Source organism: Pseudomonas sp. LFS044, from assembly GCF_047978245.1.
Lineage (GTDB): Bacteria > Pseudomonadota > Gammaproteobacteria > Pseudomonadales > Pseudomonadaceae > Aquipseudomonas.
The window spans coordinates 1-21,197 of sequence record NZ_JBFPFX010000006.1; the positions used below are offsets into that span (position 1 = coordinate 1).

General features: G+C 62.8%; 8 protein-coding genes. 7 read left to right on the forward strand and 1 reads right to left on the reverse strand.

From position 1 onward, the window contains the following. Positions 1 to 19 precede the first annotated feature (19 nt). The 6 genes from ACNQPL_RS06455 to ACNQPL_RS06480 all read left to right on the forward strand — a co-directional run bounded on the left by ACNQPL_RS06455 (position 20) and on the right by ACNQPL_RS06480 (position 19,361). The gene (locus ACNQPL_RS06455; RefSeq protein ID WP_416466252.1) at positions 20 to 14,959 is read left to right on the forward strand and encodes a beta strand repeat-containing protein; all 14,940 of its coding nucleotides are present in this window, start codon (positions 20 to 22) and stop codon (positions 14,957 to 14,959) included. 154 nt (positions 14,960 to 15,113) lie between these two features. Further along, positions 15,114 to 15,455, forward strand: coding sequence for a tryptophan synthase subunit beta (locus tag ACNQPL_RS06460; RefSeq protein WP_346615296.1), 342 nt, complete (start codon positions 15,114 to 15,116; stop codon positions 15,453 to 15,455). Between the two features lie 222 nt (positions 15,456 to 15,677). Next, positions 15,678 to 16,577, forward strand: coding sequence for a TauD/TfdA dioxygenase family protein (locus tag ACNQPL_RS06465; RefSeq protein ID WP_416466253.1), 900 nt, complete (start codon positions 15,678 to 15,680; stop codon positions 16,575 to 16,577). A 17-nt stretch (positions 16,578 to 16,594) separates the two neighbouring features. Then, the gene (locus ACNQPL_RS06470; protein ID WP_346615225.1) at positions 16,595 to 17,614 is read left to right on the forward strand and encodes an ABC transporter substrate-binding protein; all 1,020 of its coding nucleotides are present in this window, start codon (positions 16,595 to 16,597) and stop codon (positions 17,612 to 17,614) included. A gap of 6 nt (positions 17,615 to 17,620) precedes the next feature. Continuing rightward, positions 17,621 to 18,484 carry an ABC transporter ATP-binding protein gene (locus ACNQPL_RS06475; protein ID WP_346615226.1) on the forward strand — a complete coding sequence of 288 codons (864 nt, stop codon included), beginning with the start codon at positions 17,621 to 17,623 and terminating at the stop codon, positions 18,482 to 18,484. Between the two features lie 13 nt (positions 18,485 to 18,497). Then, positions 18,498 to 19,361 (forward strand): ABC transporter permease, encoded by an 864-nt coding sequence (locus tag ACNQPL_RS06480; protein WP_416466254.1) that lies wholly within the window; start codon positions 18,498 to 18,500, stop codon positions 19,359 to 19,361. 55 nt (positions 19,362 to 19,416) lie between these two features. Here ACNQPL_RS06480 and ACNQPL_RS06485 read toward each other — a convergent pair whose 3' ends face one another. Beyond that, a complete protein-coding gene (locus ACNQPL_RS06485) occupies positions 19,417 to 19,974 on the reverse strand; it encodes a WYL domain-containing protein (protein ID WP_346615228.1) in 558 nt (185 codons plus the stop codon). Positions 19,975 to 20,180: 206 nt separating this feature from the next. Between ACNQPL_RS06485 and ACNQPL_RS06490 the strand changes: the two genes are divergently transcribed. Next, on the forward strand, positions 20,181 to 20,975 hold the full coding sequence (locus ACNQPL_RS06490; RefSeq protein ID WP_346615229.1) for a tetratricopeptide repeat protein: 795 nt from the start codon (positions 20,181 to 20,183) through the stop codon (positions 20,973 to 20,975). Positions 20,976 to 21,197: the final 222 nt, after the last annotated feature.

Genomic DNA, 21,197 nt, shown 5'->3' on the forward strand with positions numbered 1-21,197 from the left:
GGTCAATCCAGCCGAAGCCGTGACCAACGTCAGCGATACCATCGACACGTCGACCGTGACCCTGACCGCCACTCCAAGCGTGGTCGAGGGCGGCACCGTGGTGTACACCGCTTCGGTGTCGGCACCGGTCACCGGTTCGCCACTGGTCGTGACCTTGGCCAACGGTCAGAGCATTACCATCGGCGTGGGTGAGTCGTCCGGCTCGGTCAACTTCGTTGCGCCAAACAACGTCTACAACACCAATGCTCCGCTGACCAACAGCATTACCAAGGTCGAAGGCGGCAATTACGAGAAGCTCGAAACTGCGGGTAACCCGACCACTGCCGTCACCGACAGCCCGGATACCCAGGCCACCACCAACCTGGTGCTGAGTGCCACCGGCGATGTCGCTGAAGGCGGTCAGATCGTCTACACCGCCACGCTGAGCAACCCAGCCGGCACGGCAATGACCGTGACCTTGAGCAACGGCGCGACCATCAACATCGCGGCCGGTCAAACGACTGGCCAGGTGACGGTCGCAGCGCCAGCCGATGACGTCTACAAAGACGCCGGTCAAGTCAAAGCCACCATCACTGGCACCACCGGCGGTGACTTCGAGAGGCTGGCGGTCAACCCGGCTGAAGCCGTGACCAACGTCAGCGATACCATCGACACGTCGACAGTGACCCTCACTGCTAACGCTTCGGTCGTGGAAGGTGGCGTGATCACCTATACCGCTTCCGTTAGCGCCCCGGTTACCGGCAGCCCGCTGGTGGTCACCCTGGCCAACGGCCAGAGCATCACCATTGGCGTCGGTGAGTCCTCCGGTTCGGTCAACTTCACCGCGCCAAACAACGTCTACAACACCAATGCTCCGCTGACCAACAGCATCAGTGAAGTGTCGGGTGGTAACTACGAGAAGCTTGAAACCGCAGGTAACCCGACCACTACGGTCACCGACAGCCCGGACACCCAGGCCACCACCAACCTGGTGCTGAGTGCCACCGGCGATGTCGCTGAAGGCGGTCAGATCGTCTACACTGCCACGCTGAGCAACCCAGCCGGCACGGCGATGACCGTGACCCTGAGCAACGGCGCGACCATCAACATCGCCGCCGGTCAAACGACTGGCCAGGTCACTGTTGCCGCGCCGGCCGATGACGTCTACAAAGACGCCGGCCAAGTCAAAACCACCATTACTGGCACCACCGGTGGCGACTTCGAGAAGCTGGCGGTCAACCCGGCCGAAGCCGTGACTAACGTCAGCGATACCATCGATACCAGCACGGTCACGTTGACCGCCAATGCCTCAGTCATCGAAGGCGGCGTGGTCACTTACACCGCTTCCGTTAGCGCCCCGGTCACCGGTAGCCCGCTGGTGGTCACCCTGGCCAACGGCCAGAGCATCACCATCGGCGTCGGCGAGTCGTCCGGCTCGGTCAACTTCACCGCGCCGAACAACGTTTACAACACCAACGCTCCGCTGACCAACAGCATCAGCAAGGTCGAAGGCGGCAATTACGAGCAGCTCGAAACCGCAGGTAACCCGACTACTACCGTCACCGACAGCCCGGCCACTCAGGCCACCACCAATCTGGTGCTGAGCGCCACCGGTGATGTCGCCGAAGGCGGCCAGATCGTCTACACCGCGACCCTGAGCAACCCAGCGGGCACGGCGATGACCGTGACCCTGAGCAACGGCGCGACCATCGCTATCGCCGCCGGCCAAACTGTCGGTCAAGTCACCGTCGCGGCACCGGCCGATGACGTCTACAAAGACGCCGGTCAGGTCAAAGTAAGTGTCACCGGCACCACCGGTGGCGATTTCGAGAATCTGGCCGTTAATCCAGCCGAAGCCGTCACCAACGTCAGCGATACGATCGATACGTCGACCGTGACCCTCACTGCTAACGCTTCGGTCGTGGAAGGTGGCGTGGTCACCTATACCGCCTCGGTGTCGGCACCGGTCACCGGTTCGCCACTGGTCGTGACCTTGGCCAACGGTCAGAGCATCACCATCGGTGTCGGCGAGTCCTCCGGTTCGGTCAACTTCACCGCGCCGAACAACGTCTACAACACCAATGCTCCGCTGACCAACAGCATCAGCAAGGTTGAAGGCGGCAATTACGAGCAGCTCGAAACCGCAGGTAACCCGACCACTACCGTCACCGACAGCCCGGATACCCAGGCCACTACGGACCTGGTGCTGAGCGCCACCGGCGATGTCGCTGAAGGCGGTCAGATCGTCTACACCGCCACCCTGAGCAACCCGGCGGGCACGGCGATGACCGTGACCCTGAGCAACGGCGCGACCATTGCTATCGCTGCCGGCCAGTCCTCTGGCCAGGTAACGGTCGCGGCGCCGGCCGATGACGTCTACAAAGACGCCGGCCAGGTCAAAGTGAGTGTCACCGGCACCACCGGCGGTGACTTCGAGAAGCTGGCGGTCAACCCGGCCGAAGCCGTGACCAATGTCAGTGACACCATCGACACGTCGACCGTCACCTTGACCGCCACTCCAAGCGTGGTCGAGGGCGGCACCGTGGTGTACACCGCTTCGGTGTCGGCCCCGGTCACCGGCAGCCCGCTGGTGGTCACGCTGGCCAACGGTCAGAGCATCACCATCGGTGTCGGTGAGTCGTCCGGTTCGGTCAACTTCACCGCGCCAAACAACGTCTACAACACCAATGCTCCGCTGACCAACAGCATCAGCAAGGTTGAAGGCGGTAACTACGAGCAGCTCGACACTGCAGGTAATCCGACTACTAGCGTGACCGACGGTCCTGACACCCAGGCCACCACCAACCTGGTGCTGAGTGCCACCGGCGATGTCGCTGAAGGCGGGCAGATCGTCTACACCGCGACCCTGAGCAACCCAGCCGGCACGGCAATGACCGTGACCTTGAGCAACGGCGCGACCATCAACATCGCGGCCGGCCAGACCGCAGGCCAGGTAACGGTCGCCGCACCGGCGGATGACGTCTACAAAGACGCCGGCCAGGTCAAAGTGAGTGTCACCGGCACCACTGGCGGTGACTTCGAGAAGCTCGCGGTCAACCCGGCTGAAGCCGTCACCAACGTGAGCGATACCATCGACACGTCGACCGTGACCCTGACCGCCACTCCAAGCGTGGTCGAGGGCGGTACCGTGGTGTACACCGCTTCCGTCAGCGCCCCGGTCACCGGCAGCCCGCTGGTGGTAACCCTGGCCAACGGCCAGAGCATCACCATCGGCGTCGGCGAGTCGTCCGGTTCGGTCAACTTCACCGCACCGAACAACGTCTACAACACCAACGCCCCGCTGACCAACAGCATCACCAAGGTCGATGGCGGCAACTACGAGCAGCTCGAAACTGCGGGCAACCCGACCACTACCGTCACCGACAGCCCGGACACCCAGGCCACCACCAACCTGGTGCTGAGCGCTACCGGCGATGTCGCCGAAGGCGGGCAGATCGTCTACACCGCCACGCTGAGCAACCCAGCGGGTACGGCGATGACCGTGACCCTGAGCAACGGTTCGACCATCAACATCGCCGCCGGCCAGACCACTGGCCAGGTGACGGTCGCGGCGCCGGCCGATGACGTTTACAAAGACGCCGGTCAAGTCAAAGCCACCATTACTGGCACCACTGGCGGTGACTTCGAGAATCTGGCGGTTAATCCAGCCGAAGCTGTGACCAACGTCAGCGATACCATCGATACCAGCACGGTCACGTTGACCGCCAATGCTTCGGTCGTTGAAGGTGGCGTGGTCACCTACACCGCTTCCGTCAGCGCACCGGTCACCGGCAGCCCGCTGGTAGTCACCCTGGCCAACGGCCAGAGCATCACCATCGGCGTCGGCGAGTCGTCCGGCTCGGTCAACTTCACCGCGCCGAACAACGTCTACAACACCAACGCTCCGCTGACCAACAGCATCACCAAGGTTGAAGGCGGCAACTACGAGCAGCTCGAAACCGCAGGTAACCCGACCACCACCGTCACGGACAGCCCGGATACCCAGGCCACTACGGACCTGGTGCTGAGCGCGACCGGCGATGTCGCCGAAGGCGGGCAGATCGTCTACACCGCCACGCTGAGCAACCCAGCGGGTACGGCGATGACCGTGACCCTGAGCAACGGCGCGACCATCAACATCGCCGCCGGTCAGACCTCTGGCCAGGTGACGGTCGCGGCGCCGGCCGATGACGTCTACAAAGATGCCGGCCAGGTCAAAGTGAGTGTCACCGGTACCACCGGCGGCGACTTCGAGAAGCTGGCGGTCAATCCAGCCGAAGCCGTGACCAACGTCAGCGATACCATTGACACGTCGACTGTGACCCTGACCGCCACTCCAAGCGTGGTCGAGGGCGGTACTGTGGTGTACACCGCTTCGGTGTCGGCGCCGGTGACCGGTTCGCCACTGGTCGTGACCCTGGCCAACGGCCAGAGCATCACCATTGGCGTCGGTGAGTCGTCCGGTTCGGTCAACTTCGTTGCACCGAACAACGTCTACAACACCAATGCTCCGCTGACCAACAGCATCAGCAAGGTCGAAGGCGGTAACTACGAGCAGCTCGACACTGCAGGTAATCCGACTACTAGCGTGACCGACGGTCCTGACACCCAGGCCACCACCAACCTGGTGCTGAGTGCCACCGGCGATGTCGCTGAAGGCGGGCAGATCGTCTACACCGCGACCCTGAGCAACCCAGCCGGCACGGCAATGACCGTGACCTTGAGCAACGGCGCGACCATCAACATCGCGGCCGGCCAGACCTCTGGCCAGGTGACGGTCGCGGCGCCGGCCGATGACGTCTACAAAGACGCCGGTCAGGTCAAAGTGAGTGTCACCGGTACCACCGGCGGCGACTTCGAGAAGCTGGCGGTCAATCCAGCCGAAGCCGTGACCAACGTCAGCGATACCATCGACACGTCGACCGTGACCCTGACCGCCACTCCAAGCGTGGTCGAGGGCGGCACCGTGGTGTACACCGCCTCGGTGTCGGCACCTGTGACTGGTTCGCCGCTGGTTGTGACCTTGGCCAACGGTCAGAGCATTACCATCGGCGTCGGCGAGTCGTCCGGCTCGGTCAACTTCACCGCGCCGAACAACGTCTACAACACCAATGCCCCGCTGACCAACAGCATCACCAAGGTCGATGGCGGTAACTACGAGCAGCTCGACACTGCAGGTAATCCGACCACCACGGTTACCGACAGCCCAGCGACCCAAGCCACCACTGACCTGGTGCTGAGCGCCACCGGCGATGTCGCTGAGGGCGGCCAGATCGTCTACACCGCGACCCTGAGCAACCCGGCGGGCACGGCGATGACCGTGACCCTGAGCAACGGCGCGACCATCAACATCGCCGCCGGTCAAACGACTGGCCAAGTGACGGTCGCGGCGCCGGCCGATGACGTCTACAAAGACGCCGGTCAGGTCAAAGTGAGTGTCACCGGCACCACTGGTGGCGACTTCGAGAATCTGGCGGTCAACCCGGCCGAAGCCGTGACCAATGTCAGTGACACCATCGATACGTCGACCGTGACCCTCACTGCTAACGCTTCGGTCGTGGAAGGTGGCGTGGTCACCTATACCGCTTCCGTTAGCGCCCCGGTTACCGGCAGCCCGCTGGTGGTCACCCTGGCCAACGGCCAGAGCATCACCATTGGCGTCGGTGAGTCCTCCGGTTCGGTCAACTTCACCGCGCCAAACAACGTCTACAACACCAATGCTCCGCTGACCAACAGCATCAGTGAAGTGTCGGGTGGTAACTACGAGAAGCTTGAAACCGCAGGTAACCCGACCACTACGGTCACCGACAGCCCGGACACCCAGGCCACCACGGACCTGGTGCTGAGCGCCACCGGCGATGTCGCCGAGGGCGGCCAGATCGTCTACACCGCGACCCTGAGCAACCCGGCCGGCACGGCAATGACCGTGACCCTGAGCAACGGCGCGACCATCAACATCGCCGCCGGTCAAACGAGTGGCCAGGTAACGGTCGCGGCGCCAGCCGATGACGTTTACAAGGATGCTGGTCAAGTCAAAGCCACCATCACCGGTACCACCGGCGGTGACTTCGAGAAGCTGGCGGTCAACCCGGCCGAAGCTGTGACCAACGTCAGTGACACCATCGACACCAGCACGGTCACGTTGACCGCCAATGCTTCGGTCGTGGAAGGTGGCGTGGTCACCTACACCGCTTCCGTCAGCGCGCCGGTCACCGGCAGCCCGCTGGTCGTGACCCTGGCCAACGGCCAGAGCATCACCATCGGCGTCGGCGAGTCGTCCGGCTCGGTCAACTTCACCGCGCCGAACAACGTCTACAACACCAATGCTCCGCTGACCAACAGCATCATCAAGGTCGATGGCGGCAACTACGAGAAGCTGGTTTCTGTTGGCAACACTACAACCAGCGTCACCGACAGCCCGGCCACCCAAGCCACCACCAATCTGGTGCTGAGCGGCACTGGCGATGTCGCCGAGGGCGGCCAGATCGTCTATACCGCCACGCTGAGCAACCCAGCCGGCACGGCAATGACCGTGACCCTGAGCAACGGCGCGACCATCGCTATCGCTGCCGGCCAGACCACTGGCCAGGTGACCGTCGCGGCGCCAGCCGATGACGTCTACAAAGATGCCGGCCAGGTCAAAGTAAGTGTCACCGGCACCACCGGTGGCGACTTCGAGAAGCTCGCGGTCAACCCGGCTGAAGCTGTCACCAACGTCAGTGACACCATCGACACGTCGACCGTCACCCTGACCGCCACTCCAAGCGTGGTCGAGGGCGGTACTGTGGTGTACACCGCCTCGGTGTCGGCACCTGTGACTGGTTCGCCGCTGGTTGTGACCCTGGCTAATGGCCAGAGCATCACCATCGGTGTCGGCGAGTCGTCCGGCTCGGTCAACTTCACCGCGCCGAACAACGTTTACAACACCAACGCTCCGCTGACCAACAGCATCAGTGAAGTGTCGGGTGGTAACTACGAGAAGCTTGAAACCGCAGGTAACCCGACCACTACTGTCACCGACAGCCCGGATACCCAGGCCACTACGGACCTGGTGCTGAGCGCCACCGGCGATGTCGCTGAAGGCGGCCAAATCGTCTACACCGCGACGCTGAGCAACCCAGCCGGTACGGCGATGACCGTGACCCTGAGCAACGGCTCGACCATCAACATCGCCGCCGGTCAAACGACTGGCCAGGTCACTGTTGCCGCGCCGGCCGATGACGTCTACAAAGACGCCGGCCAGGTCAAAGTGAGTGTCACCGGCACCACCGGCGGCGACTTCGAGAATCTGGCCGTTAATCCAGCCGAAGCCGTCACCAACGTCAGCGATACCATCGATACGTCGACCGTGACCCTCACTGCCAATGCCTCGGTCGTGGAAGGTGGCGTGGTCACCTATACCGCCTCGGTGTCGGCACCGGTCACCGGTTCGCCACTGGTTGTGACCCTGGCCAACGGCCAGAGCATCACCATCGGCGTCGGTGAATCGTCTGGATCGGTCAACTTCACCGCACCGAACAACGTCTACAACACCAACGCTCCGCTGACCAACAGCATCAGCAAGGTTGAAGGCGGTAACTACGAGCAGCTCGACACTGCAGGTAATCCGACCACCACGGTTACCGACAGCCCAGCGACCCAAGCCACCACGGACCTGGTGCTGAGTGCCACCGGCGATGTCGCCGAAGGTGGTCAGATCGTCTACACCGCCACGCTGAGCAACCCGGCCGGCACGGCGATGACCGTGACCCTGAGCAACGGCGCGACCATCAACATCGCCGCCGGTCAAACGACTGGCCAGGTCACCGTCGCGGCCCCGGCCGATGACGTCTACAAAGACGCTGGCCAGGTCAAAGCCACCATCACTGGCACCACCGGCGGTGACTTCGAGAAGCTGGCGGTCAACCCGGCTGAAGCCGTGACCAACGTCAGCGATACCATCGATACGTCGACCGTGACCCTCACTGCCAATGCCTCGGTCGTGGAAGGTGGCGTGGTCACCTATACCGCCTCGGTGTCGGCTCCTGTGACCGGTTCGCCACTGGTCGTGACCCTGGCCAACGGCCAGAGCATCACCATTGGCGTAGGTGAGTCCTCCGGCTCGGTCAATTTCGTCGCGCCGAACAACGTCTACAACACCAATGCTCCGCTGACCAACAGCATCAGCAAGGTTGAAGGCGGCAATTACGAGCAGCTCGAAACTGCGGGCAACCCGACCACTACCGTCACCGACAGCCCGGATACCCAGGCCACCACCAATCTGGTGTTGACCGCTACCGGTGATGTCGCTGAAGGCGGTCAAATCGTCTACACCGCGACGCTGAGCAACCCGGCGGGCACGGCGATGACCGTGACCCTGAGCAACGGCGCGACCATCAACATCGCGGCCGGCCAGACCGCAGGCCAGGTGACGGTCGCGGCCCCGGCCGATGACGTCTACAAAGACGCCGGTCAAGTCAAAGCCACCATCACTGGCACCACCGGCGGTGACTTCGAGAAGCTGGCCGTTAACCCAGCCGCAGCCGTGACCAATGTCAGCGACACCATCGACACGTCGACAGTGACCCTCACTGCCAATGCTTCAGTCGTTGAAGGTGGCGTGGTCACCTACACCGCTTCTGTCAGTGCCCCAGTCACCGGCAGCCCGCTGGTGGTCACGCTGGCCAACGGCCAGAGCATCACCATTGGCGTGGGTGAGTCCTCCGGCTCGGTCAACTTCGTTGCACCGAACAACGTCTACAACACCAATGCTCCGCTGACCAACAGCATCACCAAGGTCGATGGCGGCAACTACGAGAAGCTGGTTTCTGTTGGCAACACCACAACCAGCGTCACCGACAGCCCGGCCACCCAAGCCACCACCAATCTGGTGCTGAGCGCCACTGGCGATGTCGCCGAGGGCGGCCAGATCGTCTACACCGCCACGCTGAGCAACCCAGCCGGCACGGCAATGACTGTGACCCTGAGCAACGGTGCGACCATCAATATCGCCGCCGGTCAAACGAGTGGCCAGGTAACGGTCGCGGCGCCAGCCGATGACGTTTACAAGGATGCTGGTCAAGTCAAAGCCACCATCACTGGCACCACCGGCGGTGACTTCGAGAAGCTGGCGGTCAACCCGGCCGAAGCTGTGACCAATGTCAGTGACACCATCGACACCAGCACGGTCACGTTGACCGCCAATGCTTCGGTAGTGGAAGGTGGCGTGGTCACCTACACCGCTTCCGTCAGCGCACCAGTCACCGGCAGCCCGCTGGTGGTCACGCTGGCCAACGGCCAGAGCATCACCATCGGCGTCGGTGAATCGTCTGGTTCGGTCAACTTCACCGCGCCGAACAACGTCTACAACACCAATGCCCCGCTGACCAACAGCATTACCAAGGTCGATGGCGGCAACTACGAGAAGCTGGTTTCTGTTGGCAACACCACAACCAACGTCACCGACAGCCCGGCCACTCAAGCCACCACCAATCTGGTGCTGAGCGCCACCGGCGATGTCGCCGAGGGCGGGCAGATCGTCTATACCGCCACGCTGAGCAACCCAGCGGGCACGGCAATGACTGTGACCTTGAGCAACGGCGCGACCATCAACATCGCCGCCGGTCAAACGAGTGGCCAGGTAACGGTCGCGGCGCCAGCCGATGACGTTTACAAGGATGCTGGTCAAGTCAAAGCCACCATCACCGGCACCACCGGCGGCGACTTCGAGAAGCTGGCGGTCAATCCAGCCGAAGCTGTGACCAACGTCAGTGACACCATCGACACCAGCACGGTCACGTTGACCGCCAATGCTTCGGTCGTGGAAGGTGGCGTGGTCACCTACACCGCTTCCGTCAGCGCGCCGGTCACCGGCAGCCCGCTGGTGGTCACCCTGGCCAACGGCCAGAGCATCACCATTGGCGTGGGTGAGTCCTCCGGCTCGGTCAATTTCGTCGCGCCGAACAACGTCTACAACACCAATGCCCCGCTGACCAACAGCATCACCAAGGTCGATGGCGGCAACTACGAGAAGCTGGTTTCTGTTGGCAACACCACAACCAGCGTCACCGACAGCCCAGCGACCCAAGCCACCACCAATCTGGTGCTGAGCGCCACCGGCGATGTTGCCGAGGGCGGTCAGATTGTCTACACCGCCACCTTGAGCAATCCGGCGGGTACGGCAATGACCGTGACCCTGAGCAACGGCGCGACCATCAACATCGCTGCCGGCCAGTCCTCTGGCCAGGTAACGGTCGCGGCGCCGGCTGATGACGTCTACAAAGATGCCGGCCAGGTCAAAGCCACCATTACAGGCACCACCGGCGGTGACTTCGAGAAGCTGGCGGTCAACCCGGCCGAAGCCGTGACCAACGTCAGCGACACGATCGATACGTCGACAGTGACCCTCACTGCCAATGCTTCGGTCGTGGAAGGCGGCGTGGTCACCTACACCGCTTCCGTCAGTGCCCCAGTCACCGGCAGCCCGCTGGTGGTAACGCTGGCCAACGGCCAGAGCATCACCATCGGCGTCGGCGAGTCGTCCGGTTCGGTCAACTTCACCGCGCCGAACAACGTCTACAACACCAACGCCCCGCTGACCAACAGCATCACCAAGGTCGATGGCGGCAACTACGAGAAGCTTGTCACCACCGGCACCCCGTCAACCACCGTAACGGATGTAGCGGGCACCAAAGACGCCACAAGCCTGGTCCTCAGCGCCACGTCGACGGTCGCCGAAGGCGGCAAGATCACCTATACCGCTACCTTGTCCAACAAGGCCGGGTCGGACATGACCATCAAGTTGAGCAATGGCGAGACCATCTCCATTGCCAAAGGCCAGACTGAAGGCAGCATCACCCTGAACGCGCCTGGTGATGATCCCTACATCGATGCTGGTTCGGTTCAGGTCAAGATCGACGGCAGCACCGGCGGCGATTTCGAATTGCTGGCAGTGGACGGCGCTTACGCTGTCACCAAGGTCACCGACACCATCGACACGACCAACTTGACGCTCAGCGCCACGCCGACAGTCGCCGAGGGCGGCCAAATCACCTATACCGCCACGTTGAGCAACCCGGCGGGTACGGCGATGACCGTGACCTTGAGCAATGGCCAGACCATCAACATTGCCGCAGGCAAGACGTCGGGCTCGGTGATCGTCGCCGCACCGGCGGACGATGTATACATCGATGCCGGTGATGTGTCGGCGAAGATCACCGGTACAACCGGCGGCAACTTTGAAAACCTCGCCGTCAGCAACTCGGCTGCCGTCACGACGGTGACCGACACCATCCAGACCACCACCCTGAGCATCGGTGGCACCACGGCCGTAGCCGAAGGCGGTAACGCCAGCTATACCGTGACCCTGAGCAACAATGCACAAACCGATGTAACGGTGAAGCTGACCTATACCGGCACCGCCACCAATGGCGTCGACTTCACGGGCGTTGCCACCGTCACGATCAAGGCCGGTAGCAACTCGGCCAACTTCACCATCCCGACGATCAAGGACAACGTCACCGAGGGCACCGAGCAGTTCACCGTCAAGATCGATTCCGCCACCGGCGGCAACTTCGAGAACCTGGCAATCAGTGGCAGCGCTGGCAGCGTTACCACGCAGATCTTCGAGCCGGCCCCGGTGCTGGACCTGGACGCCAACGACTCGAGCGGCAAGACCGGCGCCGACTACCAGACCACCTTCACCGAAAACCAGCCAGGCAGCGGCGTGTCGATCGGCGATATCGATGTCTCGATCACCGACTTCGACAGCTCGATGCTGACCGGCGCGACCGTGACCCTGACCAACCGTCAGCCAGGCGATGCCCTGAACCTGGGCAACAGCGTCAACGGCATCTCGATCAACGCGAACAGCACCGACGGTAAGGTGGTGCTGACCCTGAGCGGCACCGCTTCGCTGGCCGACTACATCCAGGCGATCAAGAACATCACCTTCATCAACACCAATGAAGACCCGAGCACAACGCCGCGGGTCATCACGGTCACGGTGACCGATGGCGTCAACACCTCGAACACCGCGACCACCACGGTCAACGTCATCGCCGTCAACGACGCGCCAACCACCACGGGTGGTGCAGTCACCGGTACGGAGGACACCGACCTGGTGCTGGGTTGGAATGATTTCAACGTCAGCGATGTCGACTCGCCGATCAGCAGCCTGGGCGTCACCATCACCAAGCTGCCGGACGCTGGCACCCTGAAGCTGTTCAACGGCACCAGCTGGGTCGATGTGAAAGCCGGCCAGACCATCAGCCAAGCCGACATTACCGCAGGCAAGCTTAAGTTCGTGCCGGTGGCCAACCAGTCCGGTGTGGACGGCTATGGCGGCAGCGGCGTGGGCAACAAGCAGGCTGACTATGCGCAGATCAAGTACAAGCCTACCGACGGCAAGGATGCAGGCAGCGAAGCCACGCTGAAGGTCGACATCACGCCGGTCGCCGACAAGCCGGACCTGAGCATTGGCAACAACAACGTCAACTCGCTCGGCCTGACCAAGGAAACCTGGACCAGCCTCAACGGCCTGGGCACGAACGGCAACGGCATCACTGGCGATGCCCTGAAGAATGTGTTCGCCAACTCCGGCAGCGCCAGCAAGAGCGAGCAGGTGACCACGGTCGACACCTCGGCCACCGTCACCCCGGGCACGGGCTCGAAGACGTCCGGCCTGATCTACCTGGAAGCCGGCAAGACCTACACCTTCAGCGGCACCGCCGACGACAGTCTGCAGATCGTCATCGGCGGCAAGAACGTCGCCGGCGCGACCTGGGGCTCGGCAAGCGGCAGCATCTCGGGCAGCTTCACGCCGACCACCAGCGGCTACTACACGCTGGAGATCTACAACGCCAACCAGGCCGGCCCTGGCAGCCTCGATGTCAACATCAAAGTGGGCAACGGTGCGGTCACCGACCTGAACAGCGCCAACATCCCGATGTACCCGAACCTCTCTGCGCTGGCCGGCGCCGGGGTGACGGTGTCCGACCTGCACGGCAGCAATGGCCAGGGTTACTACGACGGCTACAAGCTCAACGAAGGTGGCGAGAACGGCGCACCGGTCAAGCTGGTGAGCATCAGCACCGCACTGACCGACACGGACGGCTCGGAGAGCCTGAGCGTCAAGCTCAGTGGCATCCCGGCAGGCTCGGTGCTGGCTGACAACGCAGGCCATACCTTCACCGTCGGCTCCAGCGCGGTGGATGTCACTGGCTGGAACCTGGGCAGCCTGACCATCAAGCCGCCGGCCTACTACGCCGGCCAGTTCGACGTGAAGGTCACTTCCACCTCCACCGAGAGCGTTGGCGGCAGCACCGCGACCAACGAAGGCAGCATCAAGGTCACGGTCTACCCGCAGAGCTACACCACCAGCAACCTGTCGTCTGACAACGACACGGTCGCGGGCACCGATGGCAACGATATTGTCGTTGCCGATGTCAGCGGTCTGCATGTGGTGCCGGGGCAGGATTACAACATCGCCTTCATTGTCGACACCTCTGGCAGCATGGGCTCGTCGGGTGTGAATGCGGCGAAGTCTTCGCTGGAGTCGGTGTTCAAGACCCTGGCGGCGAGCGTCAAGGGCTCGCAGTCGGGTACGGTGAACATCCTGCTGGTCGACTTCGCGACCCAGGTAAAGAGCAGCGTATCGGTGACCCTCAACGACGCCGGCCTGCAGACGCTGCTCAATGCGCTGAACGGCCTGAAGTCCAATGGCGGCACCAACTACGAAGATGCCTTCAAGACCACCGCAAACTGGTTCCAGAGCCTCAAGGATGCTGGCAGCACGGGCGGTAACCAGACGTACTTCATTACCGACGGCCAGCCGACCTACTACCAGACTGGCGAGCAGACCAACCCGAAACTGGGCTACAGCAACGTCACGCTGGATACCTACCTGTCGTCGATCAACTACAAGATGGGCGATGTGGTCTACCGTGGCAGTGTGGACAGCAGTACCCGGGTGAACATCGACGCCGATGGCTCCATGGCGGTCCAGTACAAGTACGGAAACAGCTGGTACAACTACAGTTCGTACTCCATCCATGCCCAGGGCGATGGCACCTACGAGCTGTCATCGCTGGCGGGTACCGGCAGCAGCACCAACAACGCGACCTACAACAACTCGGTCGACAGCTTCAAACTGTTGTCGGGCCTGTCCAATGTCGAGGCCATCGGCCTCAACAACGACGTCAACACCAGCGACCTGAAGCCGTTCGACTCCGATGGCAAGCCGCAGACCAACATCGACCCAAGCAAGCTGGCAGACGCGATTCTCGGCCATACCGAGGTCACCAAGCCGGGTGACGACACGGTCAACGGTGGTGACGGCAACGACATCATCTTTGGCGACCTGCTGACCTTCCCATCGGTCGCCGGCACCGGTGTCGAGGCGATCCAGGGCTACGTCGCCAACAAGCTGGGCGTGGAGGCCGGTGATGTGGATGCCCGCGCGATGCACAAGTACATCAGCGAGCACTACACCGAGTTCGATGTTTCGGGCAGCAACGACGGCGCCGACACGCTGATGGGGGGTGCAGGCAATGACATCATCTTCGGCCAGGGTGGTAACGACACCCTCGACGGCGGCAAAGGCAATGACATCCTGCTGGGCGGCAGTGGCAACGACACGCTGATTGGCGGCCAGGGCAATGACATCCTGATCGGCGGCAGCGGTGCCGATACCTTTGTGTGGAAGGCCGGCGACATCGGCAATGACGTGATCAAGGACTTCAAAGTCAGCGAGGGTGACCGCCTCGACCTGCGCGACCTGCTGCAGGGCGAGAAGGCCAGCACCATCGACAACTTCCTGAAGATCACCACCGTCGATGGCTCTTCGACCCTGCAGGTGAGCACTGAAGGCAAGCTCAATGCCGCCGGTGGCCTGGCCAATGCCGACGTTTCGATCAAGCTGGAAGGGGTCAACTGGTCGAACACCACGATCAACTCGTTGATCAGCGGTGCCGACCCAACCATCAAGGTCGACAACAACTGACCCATACCCGCGGTGGCCGTAGCAGGCCACCGCGGGGCGGTCTTTTCTCCTACCCTCGCGCAGCGCATACTCACGCGCCGGGCTGTCACGCCTGGTGAACTTTGCCTATGCTGCTGTCTACCAACAAGGAATCATCGTGACGAGGGACGACGCCATGTTCTACGTGCAACGCGACGCCGAGGGCCGTTTGCTGCGGGTAGAACCTGCAGCCTTTGCAGAACACACCGAAATCATTCCGGCCGACAGTGCCGAAATCCAGGAATGGTTTGCCGACGATGTGGTCGAGAACAGCCTCAAGCAGCTCAAGCAGAGCGACCTGGACATGATCCGGGTGCTCGAGGACCTGATCGAGGTCCTCACTGCCAAGGGCGTGTTCAGCATTACCGACCTTCCACCTGGCGCCCAGGCCAAGCTGCTCAACCGCTCCACCGCGCGCAAGGCGCTCGGTAGCTTGAACAACCTGATCGAAGACGAAGAGGAGGGCGGGTTGATCTGAAACCCGCTGTGCTGCCTGGCCAGCACCAAAACAGCGCAATCGCCCCTTCATATCGTTATTCGTTAACGGTATTTAAACTATTTTTCTTATGACTTTATAGTCACCCCCACTGCGTACCCGTCGACCAATCGATGCGCCGCACGACTTGAACCCACACGGGAAAACCCCGTGCGTTTCTGATCGTTGCGCGCCCTGAAGTCGCGCACTGCGTGGGAGTGAAAAATGTCCGCCGCCTCGAACGCCTTGTCGTCCATCGACAGCGCCCAGCCGCAAACCTTCGAAATCCGCCCGTTCTCTGGTGCCGTCGGCGCCGAGATCACCGGCCTGGACCTGGCCAAACCAGTCAACGCCGAGGATTTCCAGCGTATTCATCGCGCTCACCTCGACCACCATGTGCTGGTGTTCCGCGACCAGCGCATCAGCCCTGAACAACAGATCAGCTTCAGCCGCCGCTTTGGCGAACTGCAGATTCATGTGCTCAAGCAGTTCCTGCTCGCCGGCCACCCCGAGATCCTGATCGTTTCCAACATCATCGAGAACGGCCAGAACGTCGGCCTGGGCGATGCTGGCAAGTTCTGGCATTCGGACCTGTCGTACAAGCCGCTCCCCAGCCTCGGTTCCATGCTGCACGCCCAGGAACTGCCCAGCGAAGGCGGCGACACCCTGTTCGCCGACATGCACAAAGCCTGGGACGCGGTACCCGATGCGCTGCGTCAAGTGGTCGAGGGCCGCAATGCCGCGCATTCCTACACCGCCCGTTACGCCGAGACCAAATTTGAAGGTAGCTGGCGCCCGACCCTGACCGCCGAACAGCTGGCGCAGGTGCAGGAAGTCATCCATCCAGTGGTACGCACCCACCCGGAGAATGGCCGCAAGGCGCTGTTCGTCAGCGAAGGTTTCACCACCCGCATCGTCGGCCTGCCAGACGATGAAAGCCGCGACGTGCTGCAGCAGCTGTATGCCCTGAGCGTGCTCGACCAGAACATCTACCGCCACCAATGGCAGCCCCACGACCTTGTGTTCTGGGACAACCGTTCGTTGATCCACCTGGCCACCGGTTGCCCTGCGCACCTGCGGCGCAAACTGTTCCGCACCACCATCCAGGGCGATGCCCCGTTCTGACGACTGAGGAAACCATCATGCGCAAATCCATCAGCCGCCTGGCGGCGAGTATCGGCCTGGGCGCAAGCCTGGTCGTTGGTAGCCTCGCGGCGCCGACCGTGGCCCACGCCGAAGGCGAAATCCGCATCGCCGAGCAGTTCGGCATCGTTTACCTGCTGCTCAACGTGGTGCGGGACCAGCACCTGATCGAGAAGCACGGCAAGGAGCAGGGCATCGACATCAAGGTCGACTGGGCCCAGCTGTCTGGCGGCGCGGCAATCAACGATGCGCTGTTGTCTGGCTCGGTGGACATCGCCGGTGCCGGGGTCGGCCCGCTGCTGACCGTGTGGGACCGTACCAAAGGCCGGCAGAACGTCAAGGCCGTGGCCTCGCTGGGCAACTTCCCGTACTACCTGGTCAGCAGCAACCCCAACGTGAAGACCATCGCCGACATCTCCAACAAGGACCGGATTGCCGTGCCGGCCGTGGGCGTTTCGGTGCAGTCGCGCTTCCTGCAGTACGCCGCGGCCCAGCAGTGGGGCGACAAGGAATTCAACCGCCTCGACAAGTACACCCTTGCCGTGCCGCATCCGGATGCCACCGCAGCCTTGCTGGCGGGCGGCACGGAGCTCAACGGGCACTTCTCCAACCCGCCGTTCCAAGACCAGGCGCTGGCCAACAAGGACGTGCACGTGGTGCTCAACAGCTATGACCTGCTGGGCCCCAACTCGCCGACCCTGTTGTTCGCCACCGAGAAATTCCGTAACGACAACCCCAAGACCTACAAGGCCTTCGTCGATGCGCTGGCAGAAGCCGCGGACTTTGCCCAGAAGGACAAGGCGGCCGCCGCCGACACCTACATTCGCGTGACCAAGGCCAAGATCGACCGCGACGCGCTGATCAAGCTGATCGACAACCCGCAGTACGAGTTCACCGTCACGCCGAAGAACACCTACAAGCTGGCCGACTTCCTGTACCGGGTAGGCGCCATCAAGCACAAGCCGGAATCGTGGAAGGATTATTTCTTCCAGGATGAACGCCCGTTGCAGGGGAGCTGACCGACCATGACCGCCCCATTGCCAGGCCACACGGCCAGCAACCTGAGCCGTGTCGCAACACCGGCGTTGCTCAAGGTGGACAACTTGAGCCTCGAATACCGCACCGCGCAGCGCGTGGTGCGGGCCACCCACCAGGTCAGCTTCGAAGTCGACCGTGCCGACCGTTTTGTACTGCTGGGCCCCTCAGGCTGTGGCAAATCCACCCTGCTCAAGGCCGTGGCCGGTTTTATCGAGCCACGCGAAGGGCAGATTCTGCTCGAGGGCCAGCCGGTGCGCGGCCCGGGGCCTGACCGCATCGTGGTGTTTCAGGAGTTCGACCAGCTGCCGCCGTGGAAGACGGTGAAGCAGAACGTGATGTTCCCGCTGCTGGTCTCGGGCCAGCTCAAGCGCGCTGAGGCCGAGGAGCGCGCCCTGCACTACCTCGAGAAGGTCGGCCTGGCCGCCTTCGCCGACGCCTACCCGCACACGCTGTCGGGCGGCATGAAGGCCCGCGTGGCCATCGCCCGAGCTTTGGCCACACAGCCGAAGATCCTGCTGATGGACGAGCCGTTCGCCGCACTCGACGCCCTGACCCGGCGCAAGATGCAGGAAGAACTTCTGCAGTTGTGGGAGGAAGTGCGCTTTACCCTGCTGTTCGTCACCCATTCCATCGAAGAAGCGCTGGTGGTGGGCAACCGCATCCTGCTGCTGTCGCCCCACCCAGGCCGGGTGCGCGCCGAAGTGCATAGCCACCAGTACGACCTCGGCAGCCTCGGCGCCAGTGACTTCCAGGCCAGCGCTCGGCGCATCCATCGCCTGCTGTTCGATGAAGCCGAGGCACCGGAGCAAACCGCTGACCTGGGTTTCAACGATATCCGCATCGCCTACTGACAGGAGCTTGAGCATGACGACGACACCTGCGCGCCAGGAATACGAAGTGCAGCTGCAGCCCCTGCCCGGGGTGCCGCTGGAGCGCGAATTGCCGCTGGCACAGCGGCTGTGGCAACAAGGCTGGCTGCGCAAGGCGCTGATTCTGGTGCTGCTGGCGATCCTCTGGGAGGTGGCCGCGCGGGTTACTGACAACGACCTGCTGCTGCCAAGCTTCCTGCAAACCGCCGTGGCGTTCTGGGACGGCTTGATCACTGGCGAGCTGCCGGCCAAGGTCGGGGTTTCGCTGGTGGTGCTGCTCAAGGGCTATGTGCTGGGCATCGTGCTGGCGTTCGGGCTGACCAGCCTGGCCGTCTCGACCCAATTTGGCCGCGACCTGCTCGGCACCCTCACCTCGATGTTCAACCCGTTGCCGGCCATCGCCTTGTTGCCGCTGGCGCTGCTGTGGTTCGGGCTGGGCGACAACAGCCTGATCTTCGTGCTGGTGCATTCGGTGCTGTGGGCGCTGGCGCTGAATACCTACCAAGGGTTCCAGGGCGTGTCCGAAACCCTGCGCATGGCCGGGCGCAACTATGGCCTGCGTGGCCTGCGCCTGGTGCTGCACGTGCTGGTGCCGGCGGCCCTGCCGTCGATCCTGTCGGGGTTGAAGATCGGCTGGGCGTTTGCCTGGCGCACGCTGATCGCTGCCGAACTGGTGTTCGGCGCCAGCAGCGGCAAGGGCGGGCTGGGCTGGTACATCTTCCAGAACCGCAACGAGCTGTATACCGACAAGGTATTTGCCGGGTTGGCGGTGGTGATCCTGATCGGGCTGCTGGTCGAGGGGTTGGTGTTCAATACCCTGGAGCGGTTGACGGTACGGCGTTGGGGCATGCAGCGGTAAATCCGCAGTGATGGCCCTACCGCCGGCAAGCCGGCGATAGGGCCGGAACAGGCAACTAATTCTGGTACTGGGCAGCCGCACTGCTCAGGGTCTTGGCGATTTCATCCCGCAGGCCAACCGGCTGCTCCACCTTCACCCCATCCCCCTGGCTCAACACCCACAAGCGCAACCCCCAACCATCCTCGACCGTGGCCCGCAGCCGATGGCCGTGCTCCAGCGCGGTCAGCTGCATGTCCACGCTCAAGGGTGTATCGCGCAACTGCTTCGCCACTGGGTCACTGACCCAGGCCTGCAGCTCCAGCCCATCACCTTGCGCCGGCTGTAGCGTGTCACCGCGCAAATACCCCAGCAGATCGAAATTCCCCCGCAAATCCCCCGCACCATTCGCCGACCAATGCCAGCCAAACGGGATGCTCTTGTCATTGCGCTCCAGCGGAAAGATCAGCGACAACTCGTTGAGGTCGCGTTCCACCGTGCGTTTGCTGACATTGAAGCCCACATCACGCAGCCGCCACACCAGCTCGGCACTGGTAATGCCTGGCGAGCGGCTAGGTAGCTGGCGCAGTAGTGCCCACTGGCGGCTGAGGGTGGCGCGGGTGGTGGCGAACGGCAAAAGGTAACGTCCTTGTCTAGGCTTGCGGCATCAGGATGGCGGCATGAGCAGGTCATGGCAATTAGCCACGACCCCCTCAGATCAAGGTTCCGCCATTTGGTTGCCTTGCGCCGAATCGTTCGCGACAGGTTTTGACGTGACGTCGCGCAGAATCACGCCTCATCACAGCCGCGGTCGGGGCTGTGGGCCGTTCAATGAGGATGAACATGTCTGCTGTCAGCAATATCCACTCGCTGCTCGCCCGTCTTCTGCCAGAGCAGGTCATCGCCGCGCCGACGCCAGCCGGGAGGCGCCAGCGGCTGTTCGCCGGGGTGGGCCTGCCGAGCCAGCGGTCGCTGCTGGTCAGCCGCCTGGACGAAGCACCGGACCTGCAGGCGGTGTACGTCGACCTGCGGCAGCAGGCGCTGGCCGGCAATGTGGCAGCGCTCAACGACCTCGGCTGGATCTGGCTCAATGGCAAGTACTGGCGCGCCGACACCGTGCTCGCCGGGCATCTGCTGCGCATGGCCGCTTTGCAGGGCAATGCCGCTGCCTGGTTCAACCTGGGGCAGCAGCATTACTTCGGCAAGGGTATCGATACCTCCTACGTGCAGGCTGCGGAATGTTACCGGCAGGCCTTTGACCGCGGCATGCTGCACGCCGCTGCTGCGCTCGGTGATCTGTTCGAGGAAGAAGTCTGCGATGCCGAACTGGGCTGGCAGGTAGATCTGATTCAGGCGTACCAGTGGTTTCGTCGTGGCGCCGAACGGGGCGAGGCGCGATGCCGGTTCGAGGTGGGTTACCGGCTGTTGCATGGCCTGCATGTGGAGGCGGACACCAAGGCGGCGCTCTACTGGCTGGAACTCGCGGCAGCGACCGGGGTGATGCAGGCAGCCGAGGAACTGGCGGTGCATTTCAGCAGGCGTGATGGCGCACGCTACCTGGACTGGCGCGACCGCGCGGTGCAGATGGGCAGCACCCTGGCGTTGGCAATGAAGCTCGAAGACCAGGTCCAGCCCTGAACTGGCTGTGCCTGAGCCACCCCTATCGCCGGCAAGCCGGCTCACACAGTTACGCCTTACCCTGTGGGAGCCGGCTTGCCGGCGATAGGGCCGGTGCAGACAGCCTCACTCCCATCAAGATGAACAACAATTCATCCACGCTCTCCGTCGCCTCGGGTTGACGACAGGGGGAGGGCGAGGCGTATATTGATAGTTAGCAAACTATGAATATCCTTGGTTCTC

Excerpts from the sequence above, each read along its gene's own strand:
- ACNQPL_RS06460 (WP_346615296.1), top strand. The coding sequence starts at position 15,114 with ATGTTCTACGTGCAACGCGACGCCGAGGGCCGTTTGCTGCGGGTAGAA.
- ACNQPL_RS06465 (WP_416466253.1), top strand. The coding sequence starts at position 15,678 with ATGTCCGCCGCCTCGAACGCCTTGTCGTCCATCGACAGCGCCCAGCCG.
- ACNQPL_RS06480 (WP_416466254.1), top strand. The coding sequence starts at position 18,498 with ATGACGACGACACCTGCGCGCCAGGAATACGAAGTGCAGCTGCAGCCC.
- ACNQPL_RS06490 (WP_346615229.1), top strand. The coding sequence starts at position 20,181 with ATGTCTGCTGTCAGCAATATCCACTCGCTGCTCGCCCGTCTTCTGCCA.
- ACNQPL_RS06475 (WP_346615226.1), top strand. The coding sequence starts at position 17,621 with ATGACCGCCCCATTGCCAGGCCACACGGCCAGCAACCTGAGCCGTGTC.
- ACNQPL_RS06470 (WP_346615225.1), top strand. The coding sequence starts at position 16,595 with ATGCGCAAATCCATCAGCCGCCTGGCGGCGAGTATCGGCCTGGGCGCA.